The organism is Desulfofundulus thermocisternus DSM 10259, from assembly GCF_000686645.1.
GTDB classification, from domain to species: Bacteria; Bacillota; Desulfotomaculia; order Desulfotomaculales; family Desulfovirgulaceae; genus Desulfofundulus; species Desulfofundulus australicus.
Genome location: NZ_JMLG01000007.1, coordinates 85,046 through 111,368, shown reverse-complemented (window position 1 = coordinate 111,368; position 26,323 = coordinate 85,046). Strand labels below are relative to the sequence as shown.

Annotated in this window: 18 protein-coding genes and 1 pseudogene; all 19 read left to right on the top strand. The window is 54.4% G+C overall.

Going from position 1 to position 26,323, the window contains the following annotated elements; translation table 11 throughout:
- Window positions 1-191 precede the first annotated feature (191 nt).
- The 19 genes and pseudogenes from BR83_RS0107990 (at window position 192) to BR83_RS0107890 (ending at window position 26,299) form a co-directional block, all read left to right on the top strand.
- Window positions 192-1,490 carry a phenylacetate--CoA ligase family protein gene (locus tag BR83_RS0107990; RefSeq protein WP_027356651.1) on the top strand — a complete coding sequence of 433 codons (1,299 nt, stop codon included), beginning with the start codon at window positions 192-194 and terminating at the stop codon, window positions 1,488-1,490.
- A 15-nt stretch (window positions 1,491-1,505) separates the two neighbouring features.
- Window positions 1,506-1,937 carry an ACT domain-containing protein gene (locus tag BR83_RS0107985; protein ID WP_027356650.1) on the top strand — a complete coding sequence of 144 codons (432 nt, stop codon included), beginning with the start codon at window positions 1,506-1,508 and terminating at the stop codon, window positions 1,935-1,937.
- Window positions 1,938-2,282: 345 nt separating this feature from the next.
- Window positions 2,283-3,008: an HTH domain-containing protein gene (locus BR83_RS16390; RefSeq protein ID WP_157832985.1), complete on the top strand. Its 726-nt coding sequence runs from the start codon at window positions 2,283-2,285 to the stop codon at window positions 3,006-3,008.
- 222 nt (window positions 3,009-3,230) lie between these two features.
- Window positions 3,231-3,743, top strand: a complete 513-nt coding sequence (locus BR83_RS0107975; RefSeq protein ID WP_027356648.1) for an NADH-quinone oxidoreductase subunit NuoE family protein — start codon at window positions 3,231-3,233, stop codon at window positions 3,741-3,743.
- Window positions 3,736-5,616 (top strand): NADH-quinone oxidoreductase subunit NuoF, encoded by a 1,881-nt coding sequence (nuoF, locus tag BR83_RS0107970; protein ID WP_027356647.1) that lies wholly within the window; start codon window positions 3,736-3,738, stop codon window positions 5,614-5,616. Before BR83_RS0107975 ends, nuoF begins: the two co-directional genes overlap by 8 nt.
- Before the next feature lie 31 nt (window positions 5,617-5,647).
- Window positions 5,648-7,672, top strand: a complete 2,025-nt coding sequence (locus tag BR83_RS0107965; protein ID WP_027356646.1) for a [FeFe] hydrogenase, group A — start codon at window positions 5,648-5,650, stop codon at window positions 7,670-7,672.
- Window positions 7,673-7,734: 62 nt separating this feature from the next.
- Complete coding sequence (locus tag BR83_RS0107960; RefSeq protein WP_051618025.1) at window positions 7,735-9,462, top strand: [Fe-Fe] hydrogenase large subunit C-terminal domain-containing protein; 1,728 nt, start codon at window positions 7,735-7,737, stop codon at window positions 9,460-9,462.
- Window positions 9,463-9,535: 73 nt separating this feature from the next.
- Window positions 9,536-10,666 (top strand): SpoIIE family protein phosphatase, encoded by a 1,131-nt coding sequence (locus BR83_RS0107955; RefSeq protein WP_027356644.1) that lies wholly within the window; start codon window positions 9,536-9,538, stop codon window positions 10,664-10,666.
- A 256-nt stretch (window positions 10,667-10,922) separates the two neighbouring features.
- On the top strand, window positions 10,923-11,945 hold the full coding sequence (locus tag BR83_RS0107945; protein WP_027356643.1) for a YeiH family protein: 1,023 nt from the start codon (window positions 10,923-10,925) through the stop codon (window positions 11,943-11,945).
- 17 nt (window positions 11,946-11,962) lie between these two features.
- Window positions 11,963-12,457 (top strand): universal stress protein, encoded by a 495-nt coding sequence (locus tag BR83_RS0107940; RefSeq protein WP_084327100.1) that lies wholly within the window; start codon window positions 11,963-11,965, stop codon window positions 12,455-12,457.
- A gap of 8 nt (window positions 12,458-12,465) precedes the next feature.
- Window positions 12,466-13,383, top strand: a complete 918-nt coding sequence (locus BR83_RS0107935; RefSeq protein ID WP_051618023.1) for a selenium metabolism-associated LysR family transcriptional regulator — start codon at window positions 12,466-12,468, stop codon at window positions 13,381-13,383.
- Window positions 13,384-13,479: 96 nt separating this feature from the next.
- On the top strand, window positions 13,480-14,055 hold the full coding sequence (locus BR83_RS0107930) for a 5-formyltetrahydrofolate cyclo-ligase (protein WP_027356640.1): 576 nt from the start codon (window positions 13,480-13,482) through the stop codon (window positions 14,053-14,055).
- Window positions 14,056-14,150: 95 nt separating this feature from the next.
- Window positions 14,151-14,639: an NADH-quinone oxidoreductase subunit NuoE gene (gene nuoE, locus BR83_RS0107925; protein ID WP_027356639.1), complete on the top strand. Its 489-nt coding sequence runs from the start codon at window positions 14,151-14,153 to the stop codon at window positions 14,637-14,639.
- Between the two features lie 16 nt (window positions 14,640-14,655).
- Window positions 14,656-16,599, top strand: a complete 1,944-nt coding sequence (locus BR83_RS0107920) for an NADH-quinone oxidoreductase subunit NuoF (RefSeq protein WP_027356638.1) — start codon at window positions 14,656-14,658, stop codon at window positions 16,597-16,599.
- 18 nt (window positions 16,600-16,617) lie between these two features.
- Window positions 16,618-19,305 (top strand): formate dehydrogenase subunit alpha, encoded by a 2,688-nt coding sequence (gene fdhF, locus BR83_RS16690; RefSeq protein WP_084327099.1) that lies wholly within the window; start codon window positions 16,618-16,620, stop codon window positions 19,303-19,305.
- A 104-nt stretch (window positions 19,306-19,409) separates the two neighbouring features.
- The gene (locus BR83_RS0107905) at window positions 19,410-21,176 is read left to right on the top strand and encodes a sigma 54-interacting transcriptional regulator (protein WP_322786312.1); all 1,767 of its coding nucleotides are present in this window, start codon (window positions 19,410-19,412) and stop codon (window positions 21,174-21,176) included.
- Between the two features lie 257 nt (window positions 21,177-21,433).
- Window positions 21,434-22,729, top strand: a complete 1,296-nt coding sequence (locus tag BR83_RS0107900; RefSeq protein WP_027356634.1) for a Glu/Leu/Phe/Val family dehydrogenase — start codon at window positions 21,434-21,436, stop codon at window positions 22,727-22,729.
- 673 nt (window positions 22,730-23,402) lie between these two features.
- Window positions 23,403-24,471 (top strand): annotated as a pseudogene (ltrA, locus tag BR83_RS16945) (group II intron reverse transcriptase/maturase); the annotation flags it as partial.
- A gap of 844 nt (window positions 24,472-25,315) precedes the next feature.
- On the top strand, window positions 25,316-26,299 hold the full coding sequence (locus BR83_RS0107890) for a carboxyltransferase domain-containing protein (protein WP_034634742.1): 984 nt from the start codon (window positions 25,316-25,318) through the stop codon (window positions 26,297-26,299).
- The last annotated feature ends 24 nt before the right edge of the window (window positions 26,300-26,323 follow it).

Below are 26,323 nucleotides of genomic sequence, written 5' to 3'. Positions count from 1 at the left end.
TGGAAATCCTGTCATTTATTTTTAAAAGGCTAATATGGGTTATGTGCAGGAGCAAAAAATTTTCCCCCGGCAGGATGCAGCGGGCCGGTTGTTGAATTATCATTATTGGTGGGTTTTAAGGAATCTTTTTATTCTAGATAATCAGTTTGTAAAAAAGAAAATCAGTTTCTTAAAAAAGGAGCAGTGAGCCTGTGTACTGGGATCGTGAGTATGAAACCATGTCCCGTGAGCAGCTCCGGATTTTGCAGCTGGAGCGCTTGAAGCTGACCATTGAACGTGTTTACCGTAACGTTCCCTTTTACCGCCAGAGATTTATAGAAGCGGGGATAAAACCTTCTTCCATCCGTACACTGGAAGACCTGAGGAGATTGCCCTTCACCACCAAGCAGGACTTAAGGGATAATTATCCCTTCGGTCTGTTTGCCGTGCCCATGAGCGATGTGGTCCGCGTGCACGCTTCTTCGGGTACCACGGGCAAGCCTACCGTGGTGGGGTATACCCAGAACGATATCAATACCTGGGCGGAGCTGATTGCCCGCTCCCTCACCTGTGCCGGGGCTACCAGATTTGATGTTGTGCAGAACGCTTACGGCTACGGTTTATTTACCGGGGGATTGGGCCTGCATTTTGGTGTTGAGCGTCTGGGAGCAACGGTGGTCCCCGTTTCCGGCGGCAATACCCGGCGGCAGCTGATGCTCATGCAGGATTTTGGCACTACCATTCTTACCTGCACACCGTCCTACGCCCTGTACATGGCCGAGGAAGGGCAAAAAATGGGGCTTGATTTTAAAAAGCTTCCCTTGAAGGCCGGAGTTTTCGGGGCCGAGCCCTGGTCGGAGCGTATGCGCCAGCAACTGGAGGAAAAACTGGATCTCATGGCCCTGGATATTTACGGCCTGTCGGAAATAATGGGGCCGGGTGTGGCCATGGAATGCGCTGCAAAACAGGGCATGCATATCTGGGAAGATCATTTCATACCAGAAATTATAGATCCGGCAACAGGTGAAGTGCTGCCTCCCGGGGAACAGGGGGAACTGGTTATTACCACCATTACCAAGGAAGCCTTCCCCCTCATCCGGTACCGCACCCGGGATATTACGCGCATCGATCCGGAGCCCTGTTCCTGCGGCCGCACCCATGTACGGATAAAGCGGATCACCGGTCGGAGTGACGACATGCTCATCATTCGCGGTGTCAATGTATTCCCCTCCCAGGTGGAAAGCGTGCTCCTGGAATTCGGCGAAACCGAACCCCATTACCTGCTGGTGGTGGACCGCAAGGAGAACCTGGACAGCCTGGAGATCTGGGTGGAAGTGGCGGAACATATGTTCAGCGACACGGTGCGTAAACTGGAAGACCTGGAATACCGGCTGCGGGAGCGGATTGAAAGCGTACTGGGTATTTCCGCCAGGGTCAAGCTCGTGGAGCCCAATACCATCCCGAGAAGTGAGGGTAAGGCGAAGCGGGTGGTCGACCGGCGGCAGATCTGAGAGAGGAGGATACCCGTGAAGGTTAAGCAGATCTCCATTTTTTTGGAAAATAAGTCGGGCCGCCTGGCCCAGGTGACCAGGGTACTTGGCGATAACGGTATCAATATCCGCGCCCTGGCCATTGCCGATACTACGGACTTTGGTATTTTGCGCCTCATCGTTAACGATCCGGACCGGGCCTACCGGGTGCTCAGGGAAGCAGGTTTTACCGTCAGCGCCACCGATGTCATTGCTGTAGAAGTGCTGGATGAGCCGGGTGGGCTGGCCGGGGTGCTGGCCGTACTTCAAGAGGCAAACCTGAACATCGAGTACCTGTATGCCTTTTTACAGAAGGCTTCAAAGGCCGCTCTGGTGGTGTTCCGGGTGGAACAGCTGGACGAGGCCATTGCCGCCCTGCAGGCGAAGGGCATCCGCATCCTGAGCGGTGAGGAGGTATATGCCTTATAAAAGGTTTTTGCCGGTGATGGAGCCGGGCCTCAAGGCCCGGCCAGCGCAACGACCGCGAGCGACGGGTAAATCCAGGGCACATCCCGGAAGTATTTTGTCTACAGGCCGAGCCTGCTACCACTGGGGCAGGCTTTTTATATGTATGCCGTGGTAAGCCAGCGCCACCCGCCACCAGGGGTATCGCCGGGGGGTGGAATCTGAAATGGCGGTAAAAATCTGGCATTGGGGCTAATGCCGGTGCGGGCAGGAAGTTTGAGCGTACCGGAGAATTTTTTTGTAGAGGTAACATGCCTGTACTGGCATATGCAAAAACCTTTTCCCAGCAGCGGGAGTGTGGCAGAGATAATGCGCTGGCCAGTAAATAACCTGCTTTTTTTCTTTATCCTGCTGGCTGCTGCCGGAGCCGTCCTGGCTACCCTTTATAACCTGCTTATTTTCTTTTTTGTGTTGATGTCCGGTAACTTCGGCCAGGTCAACAGGCTTTTCCAGTATGCCTTGGGGCTTAACCTGGCTTTCGGGGGCCTGTTCTTTTTGCTTGGTGGGGCCGGCCTGTGGCTATACCTGCGGCAGGGTCAGGTTCGGGAGAACAACGAAGCAGGGGAAGCGGGCAGGCCTTTAACAGGGGAGGTTGTCCCGCCCTGTGCCGGGCAAATAAATGAGTTAATCCGGGTCATGAGGGAAATTCTGGAGGTTATCCAGCCGCTGGTTCTGCAGCTTGCCGCCAGGCAGGAGGCAGCGGGAACATCATCCACACCCGGTTCTCCCGGTATGTTGCCGGGAAACCAGCCGGTTCCTTCCGGGGAGGATAATAGCGATCAGGAATTATGGCCGGATTTTCCCAAAGGTCTAAATAAGGCAACCTTAAAGCAGGTGCTCTCCTACCTGGAAGAACATAATGAAACGGGTGTTTCTTCGGAAGAAATAGCCACCGGGGTGGGGCTTTCCCGGGTAACTGTAAGACGTTATATGGATTACCTGGAGCAGATCGGTTATGTTAAGGTTGATTTAAGATATGGCACCGTGGGCAGGCCGTTAAAAATATATTCCCTGGTCAACCTGTTCAGTTCCTGATAGATCCTGTCATCAGACTGTTGACAAACGGGACGACTGCCGCCCAGCAGGTTCCAGTTCTGCAGCGCATCTGTAATTAAACCCCGCCACGGGGTTTTTTTCTTTTTTTAAGAGTCTTATGTGTTTTATGTTGTTTATTTAGCTTTCATTGTTATAGGCGGAAAAATCATTAAAATTTGAATCAGTAAAATCTAAAGCTTTTGAAGAGTGGGAGGGGTATGTATGGAGGGAACGGGCAGAAAGTTTGAAAAGTTACAGGAAATTATTGCCCGTCATGGTGGTGAGGTATCCCATTTAATTGCCATCCTGCAGGAAGTGCAGCAGGAATACCGCTACCTGCCCGAAGAGGTGCTGACCTGCGTGGCTACGGCCTTAAAAATTCCACCGGCGGTGGTCTACGGCGTGGCTACTTTTTATGCCCAGTTTTCCCTGGTTCCCAAGGGTAAGTATGTTATCCGGGTTTGTAACGGTACGGCCTGTCACGTGCGGGGTTCGGAACCGATCCACTTTGCCCTGCGCAGGGAACTGGGGCTCGCGGAGGGTGAGCAGACAACCGCCGACCTGCAGTTTACAGTAGAGACGGTTTCCTGCCTGGGGGCCTGCGGGCTGGCCCCCGTGGTGACCATTAATGACCGGGAAGTGCATGGCCAGATGACGCCCGAAGGTATATTACAGGTTTTGCGGGCCATTAAGTCGGGGGAAAGCAAGGAAGAACGGAGGGAAGCCCATGCTTAAATCAAGACAGGATTTGCAGGCACTTGCAGAACGGGCCGGGAAAGCCCTGGAAAAAGAAAGATTACGTATCCTGGTCTGTGCCGGCACGGGTTGTGTGGCCAACGGCTCCCTGGGGGTATACGAGGCCTTCCGGGAAGAACTGGCCAGGAGGGAATTGCCTTATAAAGTGGAGCTGGTTCGGGAAGAAGAGGACGCCGGAACCGCTTTGAATATCAGCGGCTGCCACGGCTTCTGCCAGATGGGTCCCCTGGTACGCTTTGAACCGCAAGGGGTCCTTTATTTAAAAGTCAGGAAAGAAGACGTTCCTGAGATTGTCGAAGAACACATCCTGCACAACCGGCCGGTGGAAAGGCTGCTTTACCACCATCCGGTTACCGGTCAGGTGGTGGCCAGGGAGGAAGATATACCCTTCTACCAGAACCAGGTGCGCATAGCCCTGGAATTGTGCGGCCTGGTAAATCCGGAGGATATTAATGATTATATTGCCCACGGCGGCTACCGGGCCCTGGAAAAGGCCCTGTTTGAGATGACTCCCGAAAAGGTGATTACGGAAATACTGGAGTCCGGCCTGCGCGGTCGCGGTGGAGCAGGTTTCCCCACCGGCCGGAAATGGGCTTTTGCCCGTTCAGCCGCGGGGGAGAAAAAATATGTTATCTGCAACGGCGACGAAGGTGACCCCGGGGCCTTTATGGACCGCAGTGTGATGGAAGGGGCACCTCACCGGGTACTGGAAGGGATGATGATAGCGGGTTATGCCATTGGTGCCGACGAGGGCTATATATATGTACGGGCGGAATACCCCCTGGCAGTTAAACGGCTGAAGAAAGCCGTGGCCGATGCGGAGGCTGCCGGTCTTTTGGGCGACAATATTCTGGGCAGCGGCTTTTCTTTCCGTATCCACATTAAAGAAGGTGCCGGTGCCTTTGTCTGTGGCGAGGAAACAGCTCTCATTGCCTCCATCGAGGGCCAGCGCGGCATGCCCCGGCCACGTCCTCCCTTTCCCGCTCAGAGCGGTCTCTGGGGGTGCCCGACCGTCATCAATAACGTGGAAACCCTGGCCAACGTGGCCCCCATTATCTCCCGGGGAGCAGGATGGTTCAAGCAGTACGGCACTCCCGGCAGTCCGGGAACCAAGACCTTTGCCCTGGCCGGTCAGGTGGCCCACACCGGTCTGGTGGAGGTGCCCATGGGCATAACCCTGCGGGAGGTAGTGTTTTCCATCGGCGGCGGGCTGCGGGAAGGCAAAAAGTTCAAGGCGGTGCAGATCGGAGGACCATCGGGAGGCTGCCTGACGGAGCAGCACCTGGACCTGCCCCTGGATTTCGATTCCCTCCAGCAGGTGGGGGCGATGATTGGCTCCGGCGGTATGGTGGTCATCGGTCAGGACAGCTGTATGGTGGAAGTGGCCAGGTTTTTCATGACCTTCGTGCAAAACGAGTCCTGCGGTAAATGTGTTCCCTGCCGGGAAGGTACCAGGAGGATGCTGGAGCTTCTGACCAAAATCACCAGGGGCAAGGCCACGGAGGATGACCTGCACCTTCTGGAAGAGCTGGCCCTGGTGGTCAAGGACGGTGCCCTCTGCGGCCTGGGTAAGACTGCTCCCAATCCTGTGCTCACTACCCTGCGCTACTTCCGCGATGAGTACGAAGCCCATGTCCGGGACAAGAAATGCCCGGCGGGAGTTTGCAAGGAATTGCTCAGTTACTTTATTGACCGGGAAAAATGCAGGGGCTGCGGATTATGTGCCAGGAATTGTCCCGTAGAAGCTATCAGCGGCGAAAAGAAACAGCCCCACGTCATTGACCCGGTTAAATGCATCAAGTGCGGTACCTGCATGGAGAAATGCAAGTTCGGCGCTGTTTACACTGCCTGATATTAAACAAAGAAAGGAAGTGTCGGCGGTTATGTCCACGGGGAAAGTTACCGTTGATGGTCGTGTGGTGGAAATAGGTGATGCCAGGAACATCCTGGAGGTGGTACGCCGGGCCGGTATCAAACTGCCCACCTTTTGCTACCATTCGGAACTGAGCGTTTACGGGGCCTGCCGCATGTGCATGGTGGAAGTGGAAGGCCGCGGGCTGGTGGCCTCCTGCTCAACGCCTCCCGTTGACGGCATGGTTATTCACACCAGCACTCCCCGCACCCGGCGGCTGCGCCGCATGATCATTGAACTGCTCCTGGCCAATCACGACCGGGAGTGTACCAGCTGCGAGCGCAGCGGCAGCTGTAAACTGCAGCAGCTGGCCCGCCAGATGGGGATTACGGAGGTACGCTTCGGGCAAAGGGATAAGAAGTTACCGGTGGACGATACTTCTCCAGCTATAGTCAAGAACCCCAATAAATGTATCCTCTGTGGCGACTGCGTGCGCATGTGCAAGGAAATCCAGGGCCTGGGGATCTGGGACTTTGCCTTCCGGGGCTCCAAAACCCGGGTAACCACCGCCTTTGGCAAGCCCCTGCAGGAGGTGGCCTGTGTTAACTGCGGCCAGTGCGTGGCCGTATGTCCTACCGGGGCCCTGACCGTAAAGCCGGAAGTGGATAGGGTTTGGGATGCCATCCATGATCCGGAAAAGCTGGTGGTGGTGCAGGTGGCTCCAGCAGTCAGGGTGGCCATCGGCGAGGAATTCGGCCTTTTACCCGGGGAAAAGGCCACCGGGCAGCTGGTAGCCGCCCTGCGGAAAATAGGCTTTGACCGTGTCTTTGATACCCTGTTTACCGCCGATATGACCACCATTGAGGAAGGGATGGAGCTGCTGGGCCGGCTGGAAAAGGGGGGCAGGCTGCCCCTGTTCACCTCCTGCTGTCCGGCCTGGGTAAAATATGCCGAGCAGTTCCACGCCGACCTCCTGGATAACCTGTCCACCTGCCGGTCGCCCCAGCAAATGTTCGGTTCCCTGGTCAAAAAATTTTATGCCCGGGAGATGGGAAGGACCCCGGAACAGGTGGTCTGCGTATCGGTGATGCCCTGTACAGCTAAAAAATTTGAAGCCAGGCGGCCCGAGTTTACCACCGGAGGGGTTCCCGACGTGGATTTCGTCCTCACCACCATGGAACTGGCCCGGATGATCAGGGAAGCGGGTATCGTTTTCAACGAGCTGGAACCGGAAATGTTTGATAATCCCCTGGGCATGGGTTCCGGGGCGGCGGTCATATACGGTGCTTCGGGTGGGGTTATGGAGTCGGTGGTACGCTTTATTACCGCCCACCGGTCAGCCGGCGATGTGGGCCGGGTGGATTTTTACCCGGTACGGGGTATCCAGGGAATAAAAGAAGCCGAGCTGGAAATAGGCGGGCAAACCCTCAAGCTGGCGGTGGTAAACGGCCTGGCCAATGCGGAAAAACTGATCGGTCGCATCAAAGCGGGGGAAGTTTTCTATCATGCTGTGGAGGTGATGGCCTGTCCCGGCGGCTGCCTGGGCGGCGGTGGCCAGCCTTACCCGAACAATACCGCTTCACGGCTGGGGCGGATGAAAGGCCTTTATTCCCTGGACCGGGCGGAACAGCTGCACAGGCCACAGGATAACATATTTGTCACCAGGGCTCTGGAACGGTGGTTCGGCGGCCCGGCCAACGCCAACACCCATCAGGCCCTGCATACCCGCTACTACCCGCGGCGTCGCATCAGCGGCAAACCCGTAGAGTTGAACGGCCGCCGGGATGAGCGCCCGGTGGAAGTGGCGGTCTGCGTGGGCACCAATTGTTACCTCAAGGGTTCCTATGATATTTTAAACAAGTTCATGGCCCTGGCCCGGCAGATGGGTATCGCCGATTACGTGCAGCTGAAGGGAACCTTCTGCCTGGAACACTGCGACCGGGGTGTGAGCATTAAAGTCAACGATGAAATCATTACCAACGTAACCCTGGATAACGCCGAAGAAATCTTTAAGACCAGGATTGCCATCAAGGCCGAGCCACCCTGGGTGGTTTAGGACGGGGCAGGAACCCCGTCCTTTATCGTAGAATTCAACTATTTTCAAGGGGGGCGCTTTCAGTGGGTGAGCGAGCAACCTTTCCCATTACCACCGTGGCCGACCGCTGCCGGGATTGTTATCGCTGCATCCGTTCCTGTCCGGTGAAGGCCATCCGCATCGAGGCGGAAAACGATAAATTGCGTGCCCGCATTGTGGAAGACCTTTGTATCCTCTGCGGGCGCTGTGTTTTAACCTGCCCCCAGGGGGCCAAGAAGGTATCCTCAAGCCTGGATCGGGTTAAGGAGTTGCTGGCCAGTGGCGAGCCGGTGGCGGCCAGCGTGGCCCCCTCCTTTGCTGCGGTGCTGCCCTCCGGGTATGTCCCTGTCCTTCCCGCCATGCTCAAGGCCCTGGGCTTTACCCTGGTACAGCAAACTTCCTGGGGGGCGGAACTGGTCTGCCGGGCGCAAAAGCAATTGCCCGGAGGCACATCGTACATTTCGACAGCCTGCCCGGTGGTGGTGAACCTGGTGGAAAAATACTACCCGGAGTTAATTCCCCGGCTCGCCCCCCTGGTATCCCCCATGGTTGCCCACGGGCAGTGGATTAAACAAAACCACCCGCAGGCCCGGGTGGTTTTCATCGGGCCCTGTATCGCCAAGAAGGATGAAGCCAGGCAGTTTCCCTCTGCCGTTGACGAAGTGCTGGGCTTTGACGAGCTTGTGCAGTGGCTTGAAGAAAAAGGGTTTTCCCCCGACCGATTTTCCCCGGCGGAATTTGATCCCCCCCATCCCCATAAGGCCGTTCTATTTCCCGTGGAAGGCGGCCAGCTGCACACCTTGTCCATGAGCACCGATATGCTGGATACCCGGGTGGTGGCCATTTCCGGGCTGAACAATTGTATTGATTTCCTTTCCCAGCTGCAGCGGGGGCAGATTGAAAACCCTCCGGCCTTCATGGAATTGCTGGCCTGCAGCGGCGGGTGCATTGCGGGCCCCCTTGTGGAAGCTGCCGGGGATATCTTCATACGCCGCCGGAGAATTATTGAATACTTCCGAACCAGATCCTCCACACCACTTCCGGGGGGTGAAGGGGAGACCCGTTTCCTGTCCCTTGACTTTCTCCGGCGCCATTACCGGGAACGCAGGATTCACCGGCCCGACCCGCCTGAAGAAGCTATCAGGCGAATACTGGCCCAGACGGGCAAGTACAGTCCCGAGGACGAATTGAACTGCGGTGCCTGCGGCTATAACTCCTGCCGGGAAAAGGCTGCGGCGGTGTACTGGGGGATGGCCGAGGTGCAGATGTGTATTCCCTATATGCGGCGCCGGGCGGAATCCATGTCCAACCTGGTGATCGGTGCCATGCCCAACGGCTGCATTATTGTGAACCGGAACCTGGAGATCCTGGAGGCCAACCCGGCGGTCCGGGAGATGTTTGGCTGGCAGGGGAAAGAAATTACCGGCCGGAAGCTGGATCAACTGATCGATGCCACCAATTTCCGCCGGGTGCTGGCCACAGGGGAATCCCTGAACGTTTTGCATACCTATGATGAACACGACCGGATCATCCGGGAAGTGATCTTTCCCCTGGAAAAAGGGGAGGTTGTGGTGGGCATCCTGGTGGACATTACCCACGAGAAGCGCCAGCAGGAAGAGTTAAGGCAAATGAAGGCCCAGACCATCAAGCGGGCTCAGGAGGTCATTAACAAGCAAATGAAGGTGGCCCAGGAAATTGCCGGCCTGCTGGGGGAAACCACGGCGGAGACCAAGGTTTTGCTCAGCCAGTTAATCCGCCTGATGCAGGAGTAGTGGCTGTAGATAAGGGGGGTGAGCCGCTCTCTTCCCTCGAATAAAATCGGGGGTACTTCAGCGGCGAGTTTTCATGAAAATTTCCCTTGACATTGGGAGGGCTCAGCTAAGTAAGGCCGGGGAAGAGCTCTGCGGCGACAGCATTGAGGTGGTTCGAACCCGCTCTTCCACCATCGTGGTCCTCTCCGATGGCCTGGGCAGTGGGGTGAAGGCCAATATTCTCTCCTCTTTAACCACCAAAACGGCAGCCACCATGCTGCGCATGGGGGGAGAAATCGAGGAGGTCATTGAAACCCTGGCCCAGACCCTACCCACCTGCAGGGTACGTAAGCTGGCCTACAGCACCTTTTCCATCCTGCAGGTTATGGCCAGCGGCCGGGCTTATTTAGTGGAATATGATAACCCTGAAGCTTTTCTCGGCCACGGGGAACAACTGAAGGAAGTCAGCCGGAATCGCCGGATTATCAATGATAAAGATGTTTCGGAAGCTTTTTTCGAACTCCAGGAAGGGGACTGGCTGGTGCTGATCAGCGACGGGGTGGTGCACGCAGGTATCGGGGGCGTTCTGAGCCAGGGCTGGGGCTGGCAAGGGGTACGCGGCTTTCTTTTAGAACTGGCCGCCAAAAACCTGGACGCCGCTGTTTGGGCCAGAGAATTAATCGAGCGATGCCGTCAGCTTTATGCCGGGCGACCCGGCGACGATGCCAGTGTGGTGGTGGTAAGAGCCCTTTGCCCCCGGCAGGTGACGGTGTTGATTGGCCCTCCTGCGGATCGGTCCCTTGATGCCCTGGTGGTGGAAAAACTGGTGCGCTCACCCGGGATGAAGGTGGTCTGCGGGGGTACCACGGCCAGCATTGTGGCCCGCGTTCTGGGCAGGGAAATAGAGGTGGACCTTTCCACCCGCAGCGACCGGGTGCCACCGGTAGGCTTCATTGCCGGCATTGACCTGGTTACCGAGGGTACCCTGACCGTGCTTTACGCCCTGGAACACCTGCGCCAGGAGTTGCTCCCGGAGGATTTGCAAAAGGCCCGGGACGGCGCCAGCCGGCTGGCGGCCACCCTGCTTTGGGCGGACGTGATCCATTTTATCGTGGGGCTGGCCGTCAATCCGGCCGGAGATTGCGCCTACAAGCACCGGACCATCGAACAATTAATCCGTTTGCTCAGGAAAAAGGGGAAGGAAGTCACAGCGGAATACCGTTAAGAAGTGGAAAATGAACTTTGCCAGGATTGTCATTTTAAGATACAGAAGCTGGAGGATTTTCACTGGAGCACACATCGTAAGAATGTGTGCTCTTAGATTTTAACGGGAGATATTTAACTCAGTGGACCTGAATGGCCATTCTTGCCCCGTTTGCTTATAAATATTACTTTATAAGGGTTATTATTAACCGGTATTTCCCTTATTATCCTTTCCAGTGGTAAACTTTAAAAAAAACGACAAGGGGAGATGGTCGTAAGTGAGGGTTGAAATTATTCAGCGCAAAGCTTTTTTTCACGGTGGCATTCAAGGGCTCATTTTAACCATAGTAGTGGGGATTCTTGCTCATAATATTGCCACACTACCTTTTTTTTCTGTATCCGGACCTATGGTTATTGCAATTTTAATTGGTATTTGCTGGCGGGGCGTTATGGGGATCCATAAACATGCTAATGTAGGGATAAATTTCGCCAGTAAGAGACTTTTGCGTTATGGTATCATTTTAATGGGTGTTCGACTCAACCTCGATGCCATAGTTGCTACAGGTCCCAAAATTATTCTTCTCGATGCTGCGGTTATTTTATCGGCCATTGTTATTATTTGTTTTCTGGGACGATTATTTGCTGTAGAGGAACGGTTGGCTTTACTAACAGCGGTAGGAACGGGTGTTTGTGGAGCTGCTGCTGTAGCTGCCGTTGCGCCAACGGTTAAGGCCAGCCAGGATGAGACAGTTGTATCAGTGGCAAGTGTTGCCGTTTTAGGGACCATTGGTAGTGTTTTATATGTCTTATTACAGCCGTTTTGGGGTCTTGATGCAAGTTCTTACGGCGTTTTTGCAGGAGCAACCTTACATGAAATAGCACACGTGATAGCTGCAACCCAGCCGGCAGGAAGCTCTGCGGCTAACATGGCCCTTTTAACCAAACTCGGCCGGGTGGCCCTGCTGGTTCCCGTTACCCTGGGAATCAGCCTCTGGTTTAATTTGAAAAATGGGGAGAAAGAACAAATTAGCGGGTGGCGTAGCTTATCATTTCCCTGGTTTCTTCTGGGTTTTCTCGGGATGAGTTGCCTTAGAACCACTGGTTTAATACCAGATGAGCTTGCTTCTTTAATCCTGCAGATTAGCAATCTTTTTTTGATTATGGCCATGGCGGGTATGGGACTTAACGTTGATATTGTAATGTTCAAACGTATGGGCTTAAAATCATTTTTCGTCGGTTTGCTCGGATCCCTGGTCATTTCGATTGCTGGATTTGCTGCTGTTCGCATTGTTCATTTTTAGGCTTTGGAGGTGTTAAAATGGTTAGCGGGCTGGCCGAGCAACTTTTAAGAGGATATCAACTGGAAGTAGCAAGTATTTCCATTAACAGGATTATTCTAGCGGTGGATGGTTCGGCTCCGGCTGTTGAAGCAACTAAATATGCCGTAGCTTTAGCCAGGTGTCACGGTGCAAAAATAACTGCAGTGTTTGTAGACTCCGACGGTGAAGAGGCCGTTGTTCCGGAAGATCAGTGGGAATACCTGGCAAAAAAGAGTAAAAGGATCCGTTATGGGCTGGCTGGCCTGGAGCTTGTTCAGAGGTACGGTAAGGCATACTGTTTAGATGTTAAGCAGCTTCTTTTAAGGGGCAATCCTGTTAAACAGATTGTAGATACTGCTGAAAAAGAAGAGGCCGACTTAATTGTTGTGGGGGATACCGGCTTAACGGGAATTAAAAGAATAGCATTGGGGAGCGTTGCAGGAGCAGTGGTTGAAGCATCAGAGATCCCCGTTCTGGTTGTTAAGGGTAGGTAGCAATCGCCATGAACTTTCACCAGTTATATATTTTCAAGATAGTAGCTGATAAAAAGAGCTTTTCAAAGGCTGCACAGGTCCTGTTTATTTCCCAGCCGGCCATCAGTATGCAAATTAAATCCCTGGAAGATCACTTCGGCACACGGTTATTTGAGCGCAACACCCACCAGGTGAATCTAACAGAGGCCGGCCGTATCCTGTATAGCTATGTAGAGAAGATCTTGTCCCTGGTAGATGAAGCAGAGAAAGAACTCTCTGCCCTTACAGGATGTATGAGGGGTACACTGTCCATTGGAGCAAGTTTTACTCTGGGTGAGTATGTAATTCCCCAGGTAATTGGCCGTTTTAAAAATCAGTATCCACAGGTAAAAGTGTTTCTACAGGTAACCAATACAGAGCAAATTGCGAAACGGGTATCAAAACACATCCTGGATTTGGGACTGGTGGAGAGTCATGTAGACGATCAGGAACTGGCTGCCAGCCCTTTTTTACAGGACGAGTTGATAGTGGTACTTCCGGCCGGCCACCCTTTAGCTGGAAAAAAGTCTATCTCGCTGGATGAATTCATTGCGCTTCCCCTGGTGTTGCGGGAACAGGGGTCGGGTACAAGGAAAGTTACCGAAGAGCGGTTGAGGGAAGCGGGGGTGGAATTGTCTGCATTAAACGTTGTTATGGAACTGGGGAGTACCGAAGCAGTAAAAAAAGCTGTAGAAGCTGGTTTTGGAGCCAGTATCATTTCCATGTGGGCGGTTCAAAAGGAATTAAAACTATGTACGCTTGTACCTGTGAGGATTAAGGGATTTTCCTTGCTTCGAAACTTTTATCTAATTTATAAAAAAAACAGGTCCCACACATCTGTGGTAAAAGAGTTCGTTTCTTTTATAAAGGAAGCCAGTGGAATCGCCGGCTCATTAATGGCCAGGTAAAGGCAACCTGGGAGGAACTTTTTCATTGCCGGCGAATTGTTTTTTCATGAGCTAATTTAAAATTTTTATTGAAATCTGACATCTGGAGGATTTCCGGTGAATAAAAGCGAATTAAGAAAGGATGTCTTAAAAGCACGGGACAGCCTTTCTCCGGAAGAAATAGCCGAAAAAAGCGGGCGGATTTTGCGCCGCGTGCTGTCCCTGGAGGAGTTTCAAAGGGCCCGGACTCTCATGGCCTATGTTGACTTCCGCAACGAGGTGCAGACCGGCGCCCTGATCATGGAATCCATGGCCCGGGGCAAAAGGGTGGCTGTGCCTTTGACTGACGTAGCCAGTAAACGCCTGGTGCCGTCTCTGCTGCTGGATTTTCCCGGGGACCTGGCGCCGGGAACGTGGGGTATTCTGGAACCGCGTCCTGAGTGCCTGCGACCCCTGGAACCGGAAGAACTGGATCTGGTAATCGTACCGGGGGTAGCCTTTGATCTCCAAGGCAACCGGCTGGGCTACGGGGGAGGCTTTTACGACCGCTTTCTGCCCCGCACCAGGCCGGATACCCTCTGGCTGGCCCTGGCTTTTGAGCTGCAGATTCGCCCGCACATTTTAACCGGGCCCTACGATTGCCCGGTGCACATTCTGGTTACCGAGGAGCGGGTTGTTTACACCCGCTGGTAAAACCTGCGCACTCGTAATGCGCAGGCTGTTGGCTGTGTTGATAAGCGGGTTTGTATACACCTGTAAGGGAGAGTAATGGGAGGAGGGAAATTCTGGTGAGCTGTCATTGTGGATGCGGTCAGGATGATGCGGCTAAAAAAGAAGCCCTGGAGAAGGTTTTTGAGCAGTACCGGGGCACCAAGGGGGCGCTCATCCCGCTGTTGCAGGAAGCTCAGGAGATTTACGGGTACCTGCCCGGGGAAGTGATGCAAAGGATAGCCGCCGAGCTGAAAGTTCCCTTCAGCAAGGTTTTTGGGGTGGCCACTTTTTACGCCCAGTTCCATTTGAAACCCCGGGGGCGGAATATTGTCAGGATCTGCCAGGGGACGGCCTGCCATGTGCGGGGAGCGGCCAGGGTATTTCAATCGGTGTCGGAGAAACTCGGTGTGGGTAAAAATGAAACCACCGCCGACCTGCGCTACACCCTGGAAACGGTGGCCTGTCTGGGTGCCTGCGGCCTGGCGCCGGTCATGATGGTCAACGACGATACTCATGGGCGGTTGACGCCGGTGGCGGCCGTGGAGATCCTCAAGCAGTACGAGTAGAAAGGAGGTATGCGGTTTGAACAGCTTGATGGACAAGTGCTGCGACAAGTGCACCCATAGTCCGGCCACGCCCTGTAAGGATTATGTAACCTGCCGTACGGAGGGACCGATCTGCCACGACGATCTTTCCTGTCGGCAGAAGCGGCTGGATTGGCTGATCAGAATCAATCCGACCCCTGCTTCGGGCCTGCGGCTGGTATGCGTTTGCGCCGGCGGCTGTACGTCGTCTGGTTCGCTGAAAGTGCTGGCAGCTTTGGAAGAAGAGGTGGCCCGGCGGGGCTTATCCGGTGTAACGGTCAAGCGGGTTGGCTGCCACGGTTTTTGCGAGCAAGGCCCTATCGTCACGGTGGAGCCGGAAAAGATTTTTTATACCCGTGTTGCACCGGAAGACGCTCAGGAAATAATTGATGCGCTGGTCGCCAACGCAGTGGTCGAACGCCTGCTGTTTACCGATCCTGCTAGCGGCGAAAAGATTCGCACTTACGACCAGGTGCCCTTCTATGCCCGCCAGCAAAAGGTCGTCCTGGACAAGTGCGGTTTTATTAACCCGGAAGAAATTCAGGATTATGTGGCACTGGGCGGCTACCGTGGTCTGGTAAAGGTGCTCTCCGGCATGTCGCCGCAGGAAGTAGTGGATGAGGTTAAAAAGTCCGGCCTGCGCGGTCGGGGTGGCGCTGGTTTCCCGACCGGGGTTAAGTGGCAGGGAGCCTTGAACGCCAAGGCGGATAAAAAGTATGTTATCTGCAATGCCGATGAGGGTGACCCCGGTGCGTTCATGGACCGCAGCGTGCTGGAAGGCGACCCGCACTCCGTTCTGGAAGGGATGGTTATCTGCGGCTTTGCCACCGGTTCGGACGAAGGTTATATTTATGTGCGGGCAGAGTACCCCATGGCCATTCACCGGCTGAAAATTGCTATTGCTCAGGCCGAGCAATACGGCCTGTTAGGTAATAACATCCTCAATTCCGGTTTTAATTTCACCATTAAAATCAAGGCCGGGGCCGGAGCTTTCGTTTGCGGTGAAGGCACAGCTCTTATGGCATCCATTGAGGGTAACAGGGGCATGCCGCGCTTTAAGGTCGGCCGCTCAACGGAAAAAGGTTTGTGGGAGAAGCCAACCACCCTTAATAACGTCGAAACTTTTGCCAATATCCCGAAAATTATTGTTAACGGTGGTGATTGGTATGCCAGCATCGGCACCGAAAAATCTAAAGGCACGAAGATCTTCTCCTTGACCGGCAAGGTCAACAGCAACGGCCTGGTGGAAGTGCCGATGGGCATTACCATGCGCCAGATTATCTTTGACATAGGCGGCGGTATCCGTGACGGTCGCAAGTTCAAAGCGGCGCAGATCGGCGGTCCTTCCGGTGGCTGCCTGTCGGAAGAGCATTTGGAGCTGCCCATCGAGTATGATTCCCTGGGGCCAGTCGGCGCGATGATGGGCTCCGGCGGTTTAGTGGTAATGGATGATACGACCTGCATGGTGGACGTAGCGCGCTATTTCCTCAACTTTACCCAGGCCGAGTCGTGCGGCAAGTGCACGCCCTGCCGTGAAGGCACCAAGCGGATGCTGGAGATTTTAAACCGTATATGCGAAGGCAAGGGGGTACCGGAAGATATTCCGGTGTTGGAGAAACTGTCCAAAGTCATTATCCAGTCCTCCCTTTGCGGCCTGGGCCAGAGCGCGCCCAACCCCGTGCTGTCCACTTTGCGCTACTTCCGGGCGGAGTACGAAGCCCACATCTTTGCCAGGCGCTGCCCGGCCAGTGTCTGCCAGGCTCTGTTGGTTTATACGATCAACCAGGAGAAGTGTACCGGTTGCGGCGCCTGTGCGCGGGCCTGCCCGGCCGGAGCCATTACCGGCGAGAAAAAGCAGCCCCATACCATAGATTTAGAGAAGTGCATTAAGTGTGGAAGCTGCTTGACCAGGTGCAAGTTCGATGCGGTAGTAAAACAGTAGGAGGGAGGGTGGAAAGGCGTGGCTAACGTAACTTTAACCATCAACGGCCAACAGGTAACCGTGCCGGCCGGAAGCACCATTCTTCAGGCGGCGGAAAAGTTAAATATCTTTATTCCTACCTTATGCTACGAGCCGATCTTGACGCGACCGGCATCCTGCCGCATCTGCGTGGTGGAAGTAAAGGGGAGTAAAAACCTGGTACCGGCCTGTGCCGCTCTGGCGCGGGACGGGATGGTGGTGGAAACCGATACGCCGGAGGTTATTGAAGCCCGGCGCACCATCATCGACCTCCTGCTGGCCAACCATCCAATGGATTGTTTGACCTGCGGGCGTAACGGCGACTGCCGCCTGCAGGACTACGCCTTCATGTATGGAGTCAGGGAGTCGAGCTTCAGCGGCGAAAAGCACAACTACCCGCTGGAGGACGACAATCCTTTCTACATCCGCGACATGAACAAGTGCATCCTGTGCGGCAAATGTGTGCGGGTGTGTGCGGAGATTCAGGGCAACAGCGTAATTGATTTTACCTACCGCGGTTTCCATACCAAGATCGCCGCCTTCATGGATGTACCGATGTCCCAGTCGGAATGCGTATTCTGCGGCAACTGCGTGGCCTACTGCCCGACCGGGGCGCTGCAGGAGAAGTACTTGCGCTCCCATGCCCGGACCTGGGAAGTGCAGAAGGTCACCACAGTTTGCCCCTACTGCGGTACCGGCTGTACACTGGACCTCAACGTCAAGAACGGCAAGGTGGTAGGAGTAACCTCTACCGACGGCGAGGTTAACGGCAAGGCCTTGTGTGTCAAGGGCCGGTTTGGCTTCGGCTTCATTCACCATCCCGACCGGCTGCAGCAGCCGTTGATCAAGAAGGACGGCCGGCTGGTTGAGAGCACCTGGGATGAAGCCATCCAGTTGATTGCCACCAGGCTGGGGGAGGTGAAGGCGCAGTACGGTGCTGATGCCATCGGCTTCCTGACCTCGGCCCGCTGTACTAACGAGGAGAACTACCTCTTGAGCAAGCTGGCCCGGGCGGTGATCGGCACCAACAACATCGACCACTGTGCCCGTCTTTGACACTCGCCTACCGTCGCCGGTCTGGCGGCAGCATTTGGCAGCGGCGCAATGACCAACCCCATCGGAGATATTGGGGGAGCCGACTTTATCCTGGCCATTGGGACCAATACCACCGAGTCGCACCCGGTTATCGGCCTTCAGGTGAAAAAGGCCGTGCACAACGGCGCCACCCTGGTGGTGGTGGACCCCCGCAGGACAGAGGTGGCCGGTCTGGCCCACCATCACCTGCAGTTGAAATCGGGCACGGACATCGCCCTTTTAAACGGCCTGGCCAATGTGATTATTTCCGAAGGCCTGGTGAACAAAGAATTTGTGGAAACCCGCACCGAAGGGTTTGAAGCCCTCAAAGAGGCGGTGGCCAAATATACCCCCGAATATGTGGCGGAAATTACCGGTATCAGCCCCGGTGTGATCCGGGAAGTAGCCCGGGGGTACGCCACGGCCAGAAACGCCACCATTCTTTATACCATGGGCCTCACCCAGCACATCTGCGGCACGGACAACGTACTGGCTATTGCCAACCTGGCCATGCTCTGCGGTCATATTGGCAAACCGTACAGCGGGGTCAATCCGTTGCGCGGGCAGAACAACGTCCAGGGAGCATGCGATATGGGCGGCCTGCCTAACGTACTGACCGGCTATCAGCCAGTGGCCGATCCCGACGTACGGGCGAAGTTTGCCGCTGCTTGGGGTGTGGCTTCCCTGCCGGAACAGCCGGGGCTGACGGTCGGCGAAATGATGGAAGGGGCAGCAGCCGGGAAGCTCCGGGCAATGTACATTATGGGCGAAAACCCAGTTCTCTCTGACCCCGACAGCACGCACGTGGTGCATGCTCTGGAAAAGCTGGACTTCCTGGTCGTTCAGGACATCTTTCTGACCGAGACTGCCCGTCTGGCTGATGTAGTGTTGCCGGCGGCCAGCTTTGCCGAAAAGGACGGCACCTTTACCAACACCGAGCGGCGGGTGCAGCGGGTGCGCAAAGCCATTGAGCCCGTAGGGGAAGCCAAACCAGACTGGCAGATCATCTGCCTGGTGGCTACGGCCATGGGTTACCCCATGCAATACGGTTCGCCGGCGGAAATCATGGAGGAAATTGCCCGCCTCACCCCCTCCTACGGCGGCATTTCCTACCAGCGCCTGGAGAGTCGCAGCCTGGTCTGGCCCTGTCCTTCCCCCGATCATCCGGGAACACCCAGACTGCACGTGGGCAAGTTCGCCCGGGGGCTGGGCAAGTTCCATCCGGTGGAATACGTACCCCCGGCCGAGCAGCCCGACGAAGAATACCCGCTCATACTTAATACCGGCCGGCGGCACTTCCACTACCATACCGGGACCATGACCCTGCGCACCGGTGCCCTGGAGGAGTACTACGGCCGGGAGTACCTGGAGATCAATCCAGCCGACGCCCGGGCTCTGGGCATTGCCGACGGCGAACGGGTGCGGGTTATTTCCCGCCGGGGTCAGGTGGAAGTAACCGCCCGGGTTGTGGATACCGTACCGCCGGGTGTGGTCTTTACCTCCTTCCACTTCCCGGACGTGGCCATCAACAAGCTGACCAACCCGGCCCGCGATCCGGTGGCCAGGATACCCGAATTAAAAGTCTGTGCCGTACGGGTGGAGAAGATCGCCTGAGTTATTATAGGCAGGACCCAGCTTTCGCCAGAGGCTGGATCCTGTTTATCACGGACTTGTAAAACGGTGCGCCGGTCGCAAGTCACTGGCTTACGGCCGGCGCACTGCTTAGTTCGTCCAGGGGAGGGATTCATCTGAGGGAGGTATTTGCATTACTTGATCCCGTACCCGTGGGGTTGTTGCTGGTTGATGCCGGGGGAAAGGTGGAGTTTTTGAACCGGGCCGCTGAAGAGCTCCTGGGTATAGAAAGAAGTGCGGTTGCGGGGAAGCGAGCTAGGGAAATCTTACCCGGCTCCCTGGTGGAACAGTTATGGCCGCAGGAGGGCTCACCTTCAGGCGCGAAGCTGGAAATAAACGGCCGGAAGGTGGCCGTGCAGGTCAACCCGCTGGCGGGGGAAGAAAGGGCGGGCGGGTTGATGCTGGTTTTACAGGATATCTCCCTGTGTGAATCCTTGAGAGAAGCCAAGGAAGAACTGGAAGCCATCTTTAACTCTTCTTACGACGAAATTTATGTTGTCGACGGCGAGGGATACACCCGCAGGGTGAACAAGATTGGAGAAAGCTACTACGGGGTGGAAGTGGAAAAGATAATAGGTAAACATTACAGCGAAATGGAGGAGGAGGGTTATTTCAACCCATCCGTTTCGCGCCGGGTTTTTGAGGAAAGACGGCGGGTGACCATGGTCCAGCGCACGAAAACGGGCAAAACCCTCATTGTCACCGCAAATCCGGTATTTGACGATTCGGGCAGGATCACCCGCATAGTGGTTAACTCACGGGATGTTTCCGAGCTGATCAATTTAAAGCAGCGGTTAGAAGACACCGAACAGCTGGTGGACAACTACCGCCGGCTGGTGATGTACCTGCGGCAGGAAAAGCTGGAAAACACGGAAATTATCGCGGTCAGCCCCCAGATGAAACAGGTCCTGGACCTGGTGGACCGGGTGGCCCAGGTGGATTCCACCATCCTCATTACCGGCGAATCCGGTGTGGGCAAAGGCGTTATTGCTTCCCGCATTCACAAATTGAGCAGGCGGCATAAAGGTCCTTTTATTACCATCAACTGTGGAGCCATACCCGAGAACCTGCTGGAATCGGAGTTATTCGGTTATGAGCCCGGGGCTTTTACCGGGGCCAGGCGGGAAGGGAAAAAGGGTTTAATTGAAATGGGTGACGGGGGAACCGTTTTTCTGGATGAGGTGGCGGACCTGCCGCTGAACCTGCAGGTCAAGCTGTTGCAGGTAGTTCAGGAAAAAAAGTTAATACGTGTCGGGGGCAGCCACCAAACCGCGGTGAATGTGAGATTTATCGCCGCCACCAACCGCGATATTCAAAAGATGGTCAGGGAAGGATTGTTTCGGGAGGATCTTTACTACCGGTTGAATGTTGTCCCGGTCACCATTCCTCCCCTGCGCTATCGCAAAGAAGATATTGTGCCCTTGATTGAGCATTTCGTCAATAAGTTTAATCTGAAATATGACATGAATAAACATTTCTCACCGGAAGTCCTGGACTTACTGGTAAAATACCACTGGCCGGGTAATGTAAGGGAAGTGGAAAACCTGGTGGAACGGTTGATGGTTACCACCGACAGCAACCTTATTGAGACAGTGCATATTCCCGATTATATTATCAATTCCAACGGGGAACTTCCCGGCAGGGTATATGTGCTGGGGATATGCCCCCTGAAACAGGCCGTCGATGAGGTGGAAAAGCAGTTAATTATGCTGGCGTCACAGCGTTGCAAAACCACCTATGAAATGGCCAGCGTCCTGCAGGTTAACCAGTCTACCATTGTCAGGAAGATCCAGAAGTACCGCGTGCACCTTACGGGAAGCAAGCAAAAGAAGATCATGAAAAACACAAAGTAATGCAGTTATGCATTAAGCCCAATCCCTTATTGCATCGTTAAAAAGGGACAAAGTGCAGGGAGGTGCCCGGTGTCTTTTAGTCTGTGCTAATTGGGGCTTAATGTGTGCCTGCATCTACCCATTTGGTGAAAATTGCAGAAGTCTTAAAAATGTTGACTCAATCAAGATTATTAAGCCTGGCATACTTTTTGCACCCTTAAGGGGTAAAGCCTCCGGTGGGAAAGCTTCCGGGGCAAACCTTTAAGGGGAGTGATTTGATGAGCAAGCAGCTGAACATTTTTGAACTGGCATGTAATCACGTTCTGTCGGCGGTGAAAAGGCTCAACCTCAACCCGGCGGTTTACGAAATTCTTCGGAATCCGGAACGGGTACTGACGGCGGCCATACCGGTCAAAATGGACGACGGCAGCATTAAAGTTTTCACCGGCTACCGGGTACAGCACTGCAGTGTACTGGGCCCTTTTAAGGGGGGGATAAGGTTCCACCCGGATGTGGATATGGACGAGGTGAAAGCCCTTGCCCTGTTGATGACCATGAAGTGCGCCTTACTGGGGCTGCCCTACGGCGGCGCAAAGGGTGGAGTGACTTGCGACCCCAGGGAAATGTCTTTCGATGAATTGGAAAGGCTGAGCCGGGGTTACATCAAGGCCATGTACCCGTTGCTGGGCCGGGAAAAGGACATTCCTGCCCCGGATGTTTATACCAACGCCCGGGTCATGACCTGGATGATGGACGAGTTTTCGAATATTAAAGGGTATAACGAGTTTGGGGTTATTACCGGCAAGCCGCCGGTGGTAGGCGGATCCCTCGGGCGGGAAGAGGCCACAGGCAGGGGTTGTATCATTGCCGTGCGGGAAGCGGCTAAGGCGCTGGGGATAAGTTTGAACGGTGCCACCGCTGCCGTGCAGGGCTATGGTAAGGTAGGGAGCACTGCTGCCAGGCTGCTGCACGAAATGGGCTGCCGCATTATTGCTATATCCGACATTTTCGGCGGTATATATAACCCCAGGGGGTTCGACCCGGTGGCGGTGTATCAATTCAGCAAAAATACGGGAACCGTGAAAGGGTATCCGGGCAGCCGCCCAATCAGCAACGAGGAGTTGCTGGCCTTAAGCTGTGATATTCTCATCCCGGCGGCCGTGGAAAACCAGATTACCGAACAAAACGCCCGTAATATTAAAGCCCGGATTATCGGCGAGGGAGCCAACGGCCCCACCACTCCCGGTGCAGATCAGATCCTGAATGAGAAAAAGGTTTTTGTGATTCCGGATATTCTGGCCAACGCCGGCGGCGTAACCGTTTCCTACTTCGAGTGGGTGCAGAACAATACCGGTTACTACTGGTCTGAAGAAGAAGTGAACCGTCGTTTGGAGGAAAAAATGGTGGCCACTTTTAAAGAAGTGTATCAAATGTACAGGGCCCATAAAGATCTTAATATGAGGGATTGTGCGTACCTGGTGGCCGTGCAGCGCCTGAGCGAAGCCATGTGGCTGCGGGGATGGCTGGGTAAAGGTGCCGAATATCAACATAAGCGGGAAGCCGTGCTTGCGTAAGAACCTTAAAAAGCCCGCAAAACTTGGTTACCATTACTCCGCACCTCCGAAGCCGTGCTTGCTTAGGTACTTTAAAAACCCGAGTCTATTTGTTGGCTCGAGTTTTTTTGTGTGCGCCCGGCATGGGCGTTAACTTGGTGGTGAAAGGCAGGTGCAGGCGAGGCAGCACGAGTCTGCTAGCCAAAGGCAAGGGTGTCCATCGCGAGGTGGAATCGGATCGGTGCGCCGGCGGCAAAACCACGGCCCGATGAACAAGAACCCCATAAGAGGCTAAGCCGTTCGGATGAGCTGGCACAACACAGCGAAATCCCAGGCTGCCAAGGGACGGCGGAGTATATGGGGCGGGCGCGGGGTGAAGGTTAACGCTCTTACCCGGGGAGGCCTGCCGTATAAGCCAGGTAGAGCTGGTAACCCGTGTCGAGAGGCACGGCTGAACCGGCAGGAGTCAGCAGAGGGCATAGTACCCTGGGGGTCATGAACTCCAGGGGAAGGCCCGAACATCAAGTCAGAGGTGAGACCGATGCGTTCGCGAGAAGGGCGAAGACAGCAGAAAACCCCGGAAGGGGCCTGCCCGCGGGAGGAAGTGGTGAAGCCACGGGGGACCGCGGGAGGGCCGAGTCCTTCTCCGGCACAAGGCGGGACGTCACCTCGCGGGGGTCAGGATAGCGGCCTGATGGAACAGGTGGTGGCCAGGGAGAACATGCTGGCCGCCCTGAAGCGGGTAGAGCGGAACGGAGGCGCGCCCGGCGTAGATGGCATCCCGACCGAACGGCTTCGGGACCAAATTCGTGCCGAATGGCCGCGCATCCGGGAGGAACTGCTCACAGGTACTTATAGACCGATGCCCGTGCGCCGGGTCGAAATCCCGAAACCCGGGGGAGGCAAACGGCTATTAGGGATACCTACCGCAATGGACCGCCTGATCCAGCAGGCGCTCCTGCAAGTATTGACGCCTATTTTCGACCCGCAATTTTCAGAGGCCAGTTACGGGTTTCGGCCCGGAAGGAGAGCCCATGACGCGGTAAGGAAAGCGCGTCAATACGTGGAAGAGGGATACGAATGGGCCGTGGACCTGGACATAGAGAAATTCTTTGACCGGGTAAACCACGACATTCTCATGGCCCGTGTGGCCCGGAAAGTGACGGATAAGAGGGTACTCACCCTTATCCGCCGCTATCTTGCCGCAGGCGTCATGGTGAACGGAGTGGTCGTGGAAACGGCGGAAGGGACGCCGCAGGGTGGACCTTTAAGCCCGCTCCTGGCCAACATTCTGCTGGACGACCTGGACAAAGAACTGGAGAAGAGGGGTCACAAGTTTGTCCGCTATGTAACATCTACGTCAAAAGCAAGCGGGCAGGAGAAAGGGTCATGGCCAGTATCCGTAAGTTCCTGCAGGAGCGGTTGAAGCTCAGAATTAACGAACAAAAGAGGCGGTAGACCGGCCGTGGAAACTGAAATTCCTGGGGTTTAGCATGTACAAGGTCAAAGCAGGGCAAATCCTTATCCGCCTGGCACCGCAAACCATCAAACGGGTGAAGATGAAAATTCGGGAGATAACTTCCCGGAATAAGCCCGTAAGCATGGCTGAGCGCATAGAGCGGCTAAACGCCTACCTGGGCGGGTGGATGGGCTACTTTGCCCTGGCTGAAACGCCCAGCATTTTCAGGAACCTGGAAGGCTGGATGCGGAGGAGGCTGCGCATGTGCCTCTGGAAGCAGTGGAAGCGTGCAGAAAACCCATTTTCGAAAAAAAAACCGGCTTTCCAGGACCGCATCAGAAAGCCCTCAACCCGCAACCGGCCTGGATCTTTACTACACCTTCGCGTTCGGTTGCACCCGTTGACCCGACGACAAGGGGACTGAGCACCTCACAGGCTGTGAGTACAAGTACGTATCCATGGGAACATATGTAAGAGAAGCATTGATCGCCCTTTCAGGCGAAGCCCCGCTCAATCTTGAGTACAAGGCTATGGGTTTCAGGGGCGGTTTTCAACAAATAAAACGAAAGGAAGTATTGGGGAGTAATTTAATAGCCGTTGGAGGAAGTTGTATATAAGTAAGATGCCCTACCTGGTGGCCGTGCGGCGCTTGGGCGAGGCCATGTGGCTGCGGGGATGGCTGGGTAAAGGCGCCGAATACCAAGGTAAGTTAGGAAGCTGTTCTGACGTAGCAAGGAACTGGTTGCGTAGCAGTTCGGTGATATGATGGAGCTCAGGCATATAATCTAAAGCATGGGCTTTGTTGTTTAGGGTTTGGTGGTAAAACCGGCAATGTAATTCGCGTTCCAAGATTTTGTTGAATGGGGGTTTTAAAACAGCCCCCTGGCTTACATACAGTCTCAAACAGTCAGAATGCACTTGTGCATTTACCAATGCACAAGTGCATTGGTAGTGTTGATTGGTTTATAAGCCAAATAAAAGGTTTGCGTATTTAATTATTTAATGCAATATTTCATTTTAATAAATAGAAAGTTGCGAAGTTTTTAAGTTTTTTTGGGGGTACAGTATTTGCTAAGCTTTGAGATTTGTCAGCAGGCACTAAAATTGCGAAAATAAAAATTTGGCAAAAAGGGGGCAAATAGCCAGTTATGGAAATGGATTATCGTGTCATCCTGGATGTCCTTCCAGAAGATGGAGCCAGGCCAAAAGTACTGTTCAGGCAGGCAGGGGACGGATTTCTGCAGGTTGAGTACGGGGAGGTTCCGAGGTTTAACCTGCTCGACTCGTTTAGGGTGCTTACCGTAAACAGTGCCATTAAGTCCAAGAAAATCAAAGGTTTGTACGAAACAGTACCTGCTTTGCGGACAAGTTTGTACCATTTTGACCCGCTAGAGTTGCCTGTTGAGAAATTAATAGCCGAAATCAAAGAAGTGGAAGAGTCGTTAAAAGATGTGGAGAACATTGTCTTCGAATCGCGCCTGATTACCTTACCCATCGCTTTTGAAGATAGCGAAACAAAAAAAGCAGTAGAAAAGTATGTAAAAGAGATCAGGCCGGATGCCCCCTATGTCATTAACGGTTATAACCTGGAGTATGTTGCTTTGTGCAACGGAGTTACGGTTGACGAAGTGAAGAAGATGGTTTGCGGAACGGAATGGTATAACAGCGGAAATGGTTTTTGGCCCGGCGGGGGTTTTTTCTGGCCGCTGGACCCCAGGTGCGCCATTGTTGTGCCGAAATATAATCCGCCTAGAACGTGGACTCCTGAAGGAACGGTGGGAATTGGAGGGGCTTGTTTATTTGTCTATACGACGCCAACGGGAGGTGGATACCAGCTTTTGGGGAGAACAATTCCCGTATTCCAGTTCAGCCAAAAACACCCTCAGTTTAAGGATAGCCCCACTCTCTTTAAAGCTGGTGACCGGATAAGGTTTTATGAGGTCACGGAGGAAGAAATTCTGTCTATTTACAAGCATGTCCATGAAAAGACCGATTATGAGTATGACATAAAGACGGAGAAATTTGTGGTGAAGGATTGGCTGTCGTTTTATAACTCGGAAGAGGTGCAAAAAGGAGTAAAGGAGCTCCTGGCAAAACAAGAAGCAGGAAGAAAAGTGGCTCCGCGAGTTTAACAACATGAATGAGGAGGAGAACTA

Bases quoted from the DNA above. Each gene is read 5' to 3' on its own strand.
- BR83_RS16390 (WP_157832985.1), top strand. From the start codon at position 2,283: ATGCGCTGGCCAGTAAATAACCTGCTTTTTTTCTTTATCCTGCTGGCT.
- BR83_RS0107975 (WP_027356648.1), top strand. From the start codon at position 3,231: ATGGAGGGAACGGGCAGAAAGTTTGAAAAGTTACAGGAAATTATTGCC.
- nuoF (WP_027356647.1), top strand. From the start codon at position 3,736: ATGCTTAAATCAAGACAGGATTTGCAGGCACTTGCAGAACGGGCCGGG.
- BR83_RS0107965 (WP_027356646.1), top strand. From the start codon at position 5,648: ATGTCCACGGGGAAAGTTACCGTTGATGGTCGTGTGGTGGAAATAGGT.
- BR83_RS0107955 (WP_027356644.1), top strand. From the start codon at position 9,536: ATGAAAATTTCCCTTGACATTGGGAGGGCTCAGCTAAGTAAGGCCGGG.
- BR83_RS0107940 (WP_084327100.1), top strand. From the start codon at position 11,963: ATGGTTAGCGGGCTGGCCGAGCAACTTTTAAGAGGATATCAACTGGAA.
- BR83_RS0107935 (WP_051618023.1), top strand. From the start codon at position 12,466: ATGAACTTTCACCAGTTATATATTTTCAAGATAGTAGCTGATAAAAAG.
- BR83_RS0107900 (WP_027356634.1), top strand. From the start codon at position 21,434: ATGAGCAAGCAGCTGAACATTTTTGAACTGGCATGTAATCACGTTCTG.
- BR83_RS0107890 (WP_034634742.1), top strand. From the start codon at position 25,316: ATGGAAATGGATTATCGTGTCATCCTGGATGTCCTTCCAGAAGATGGA.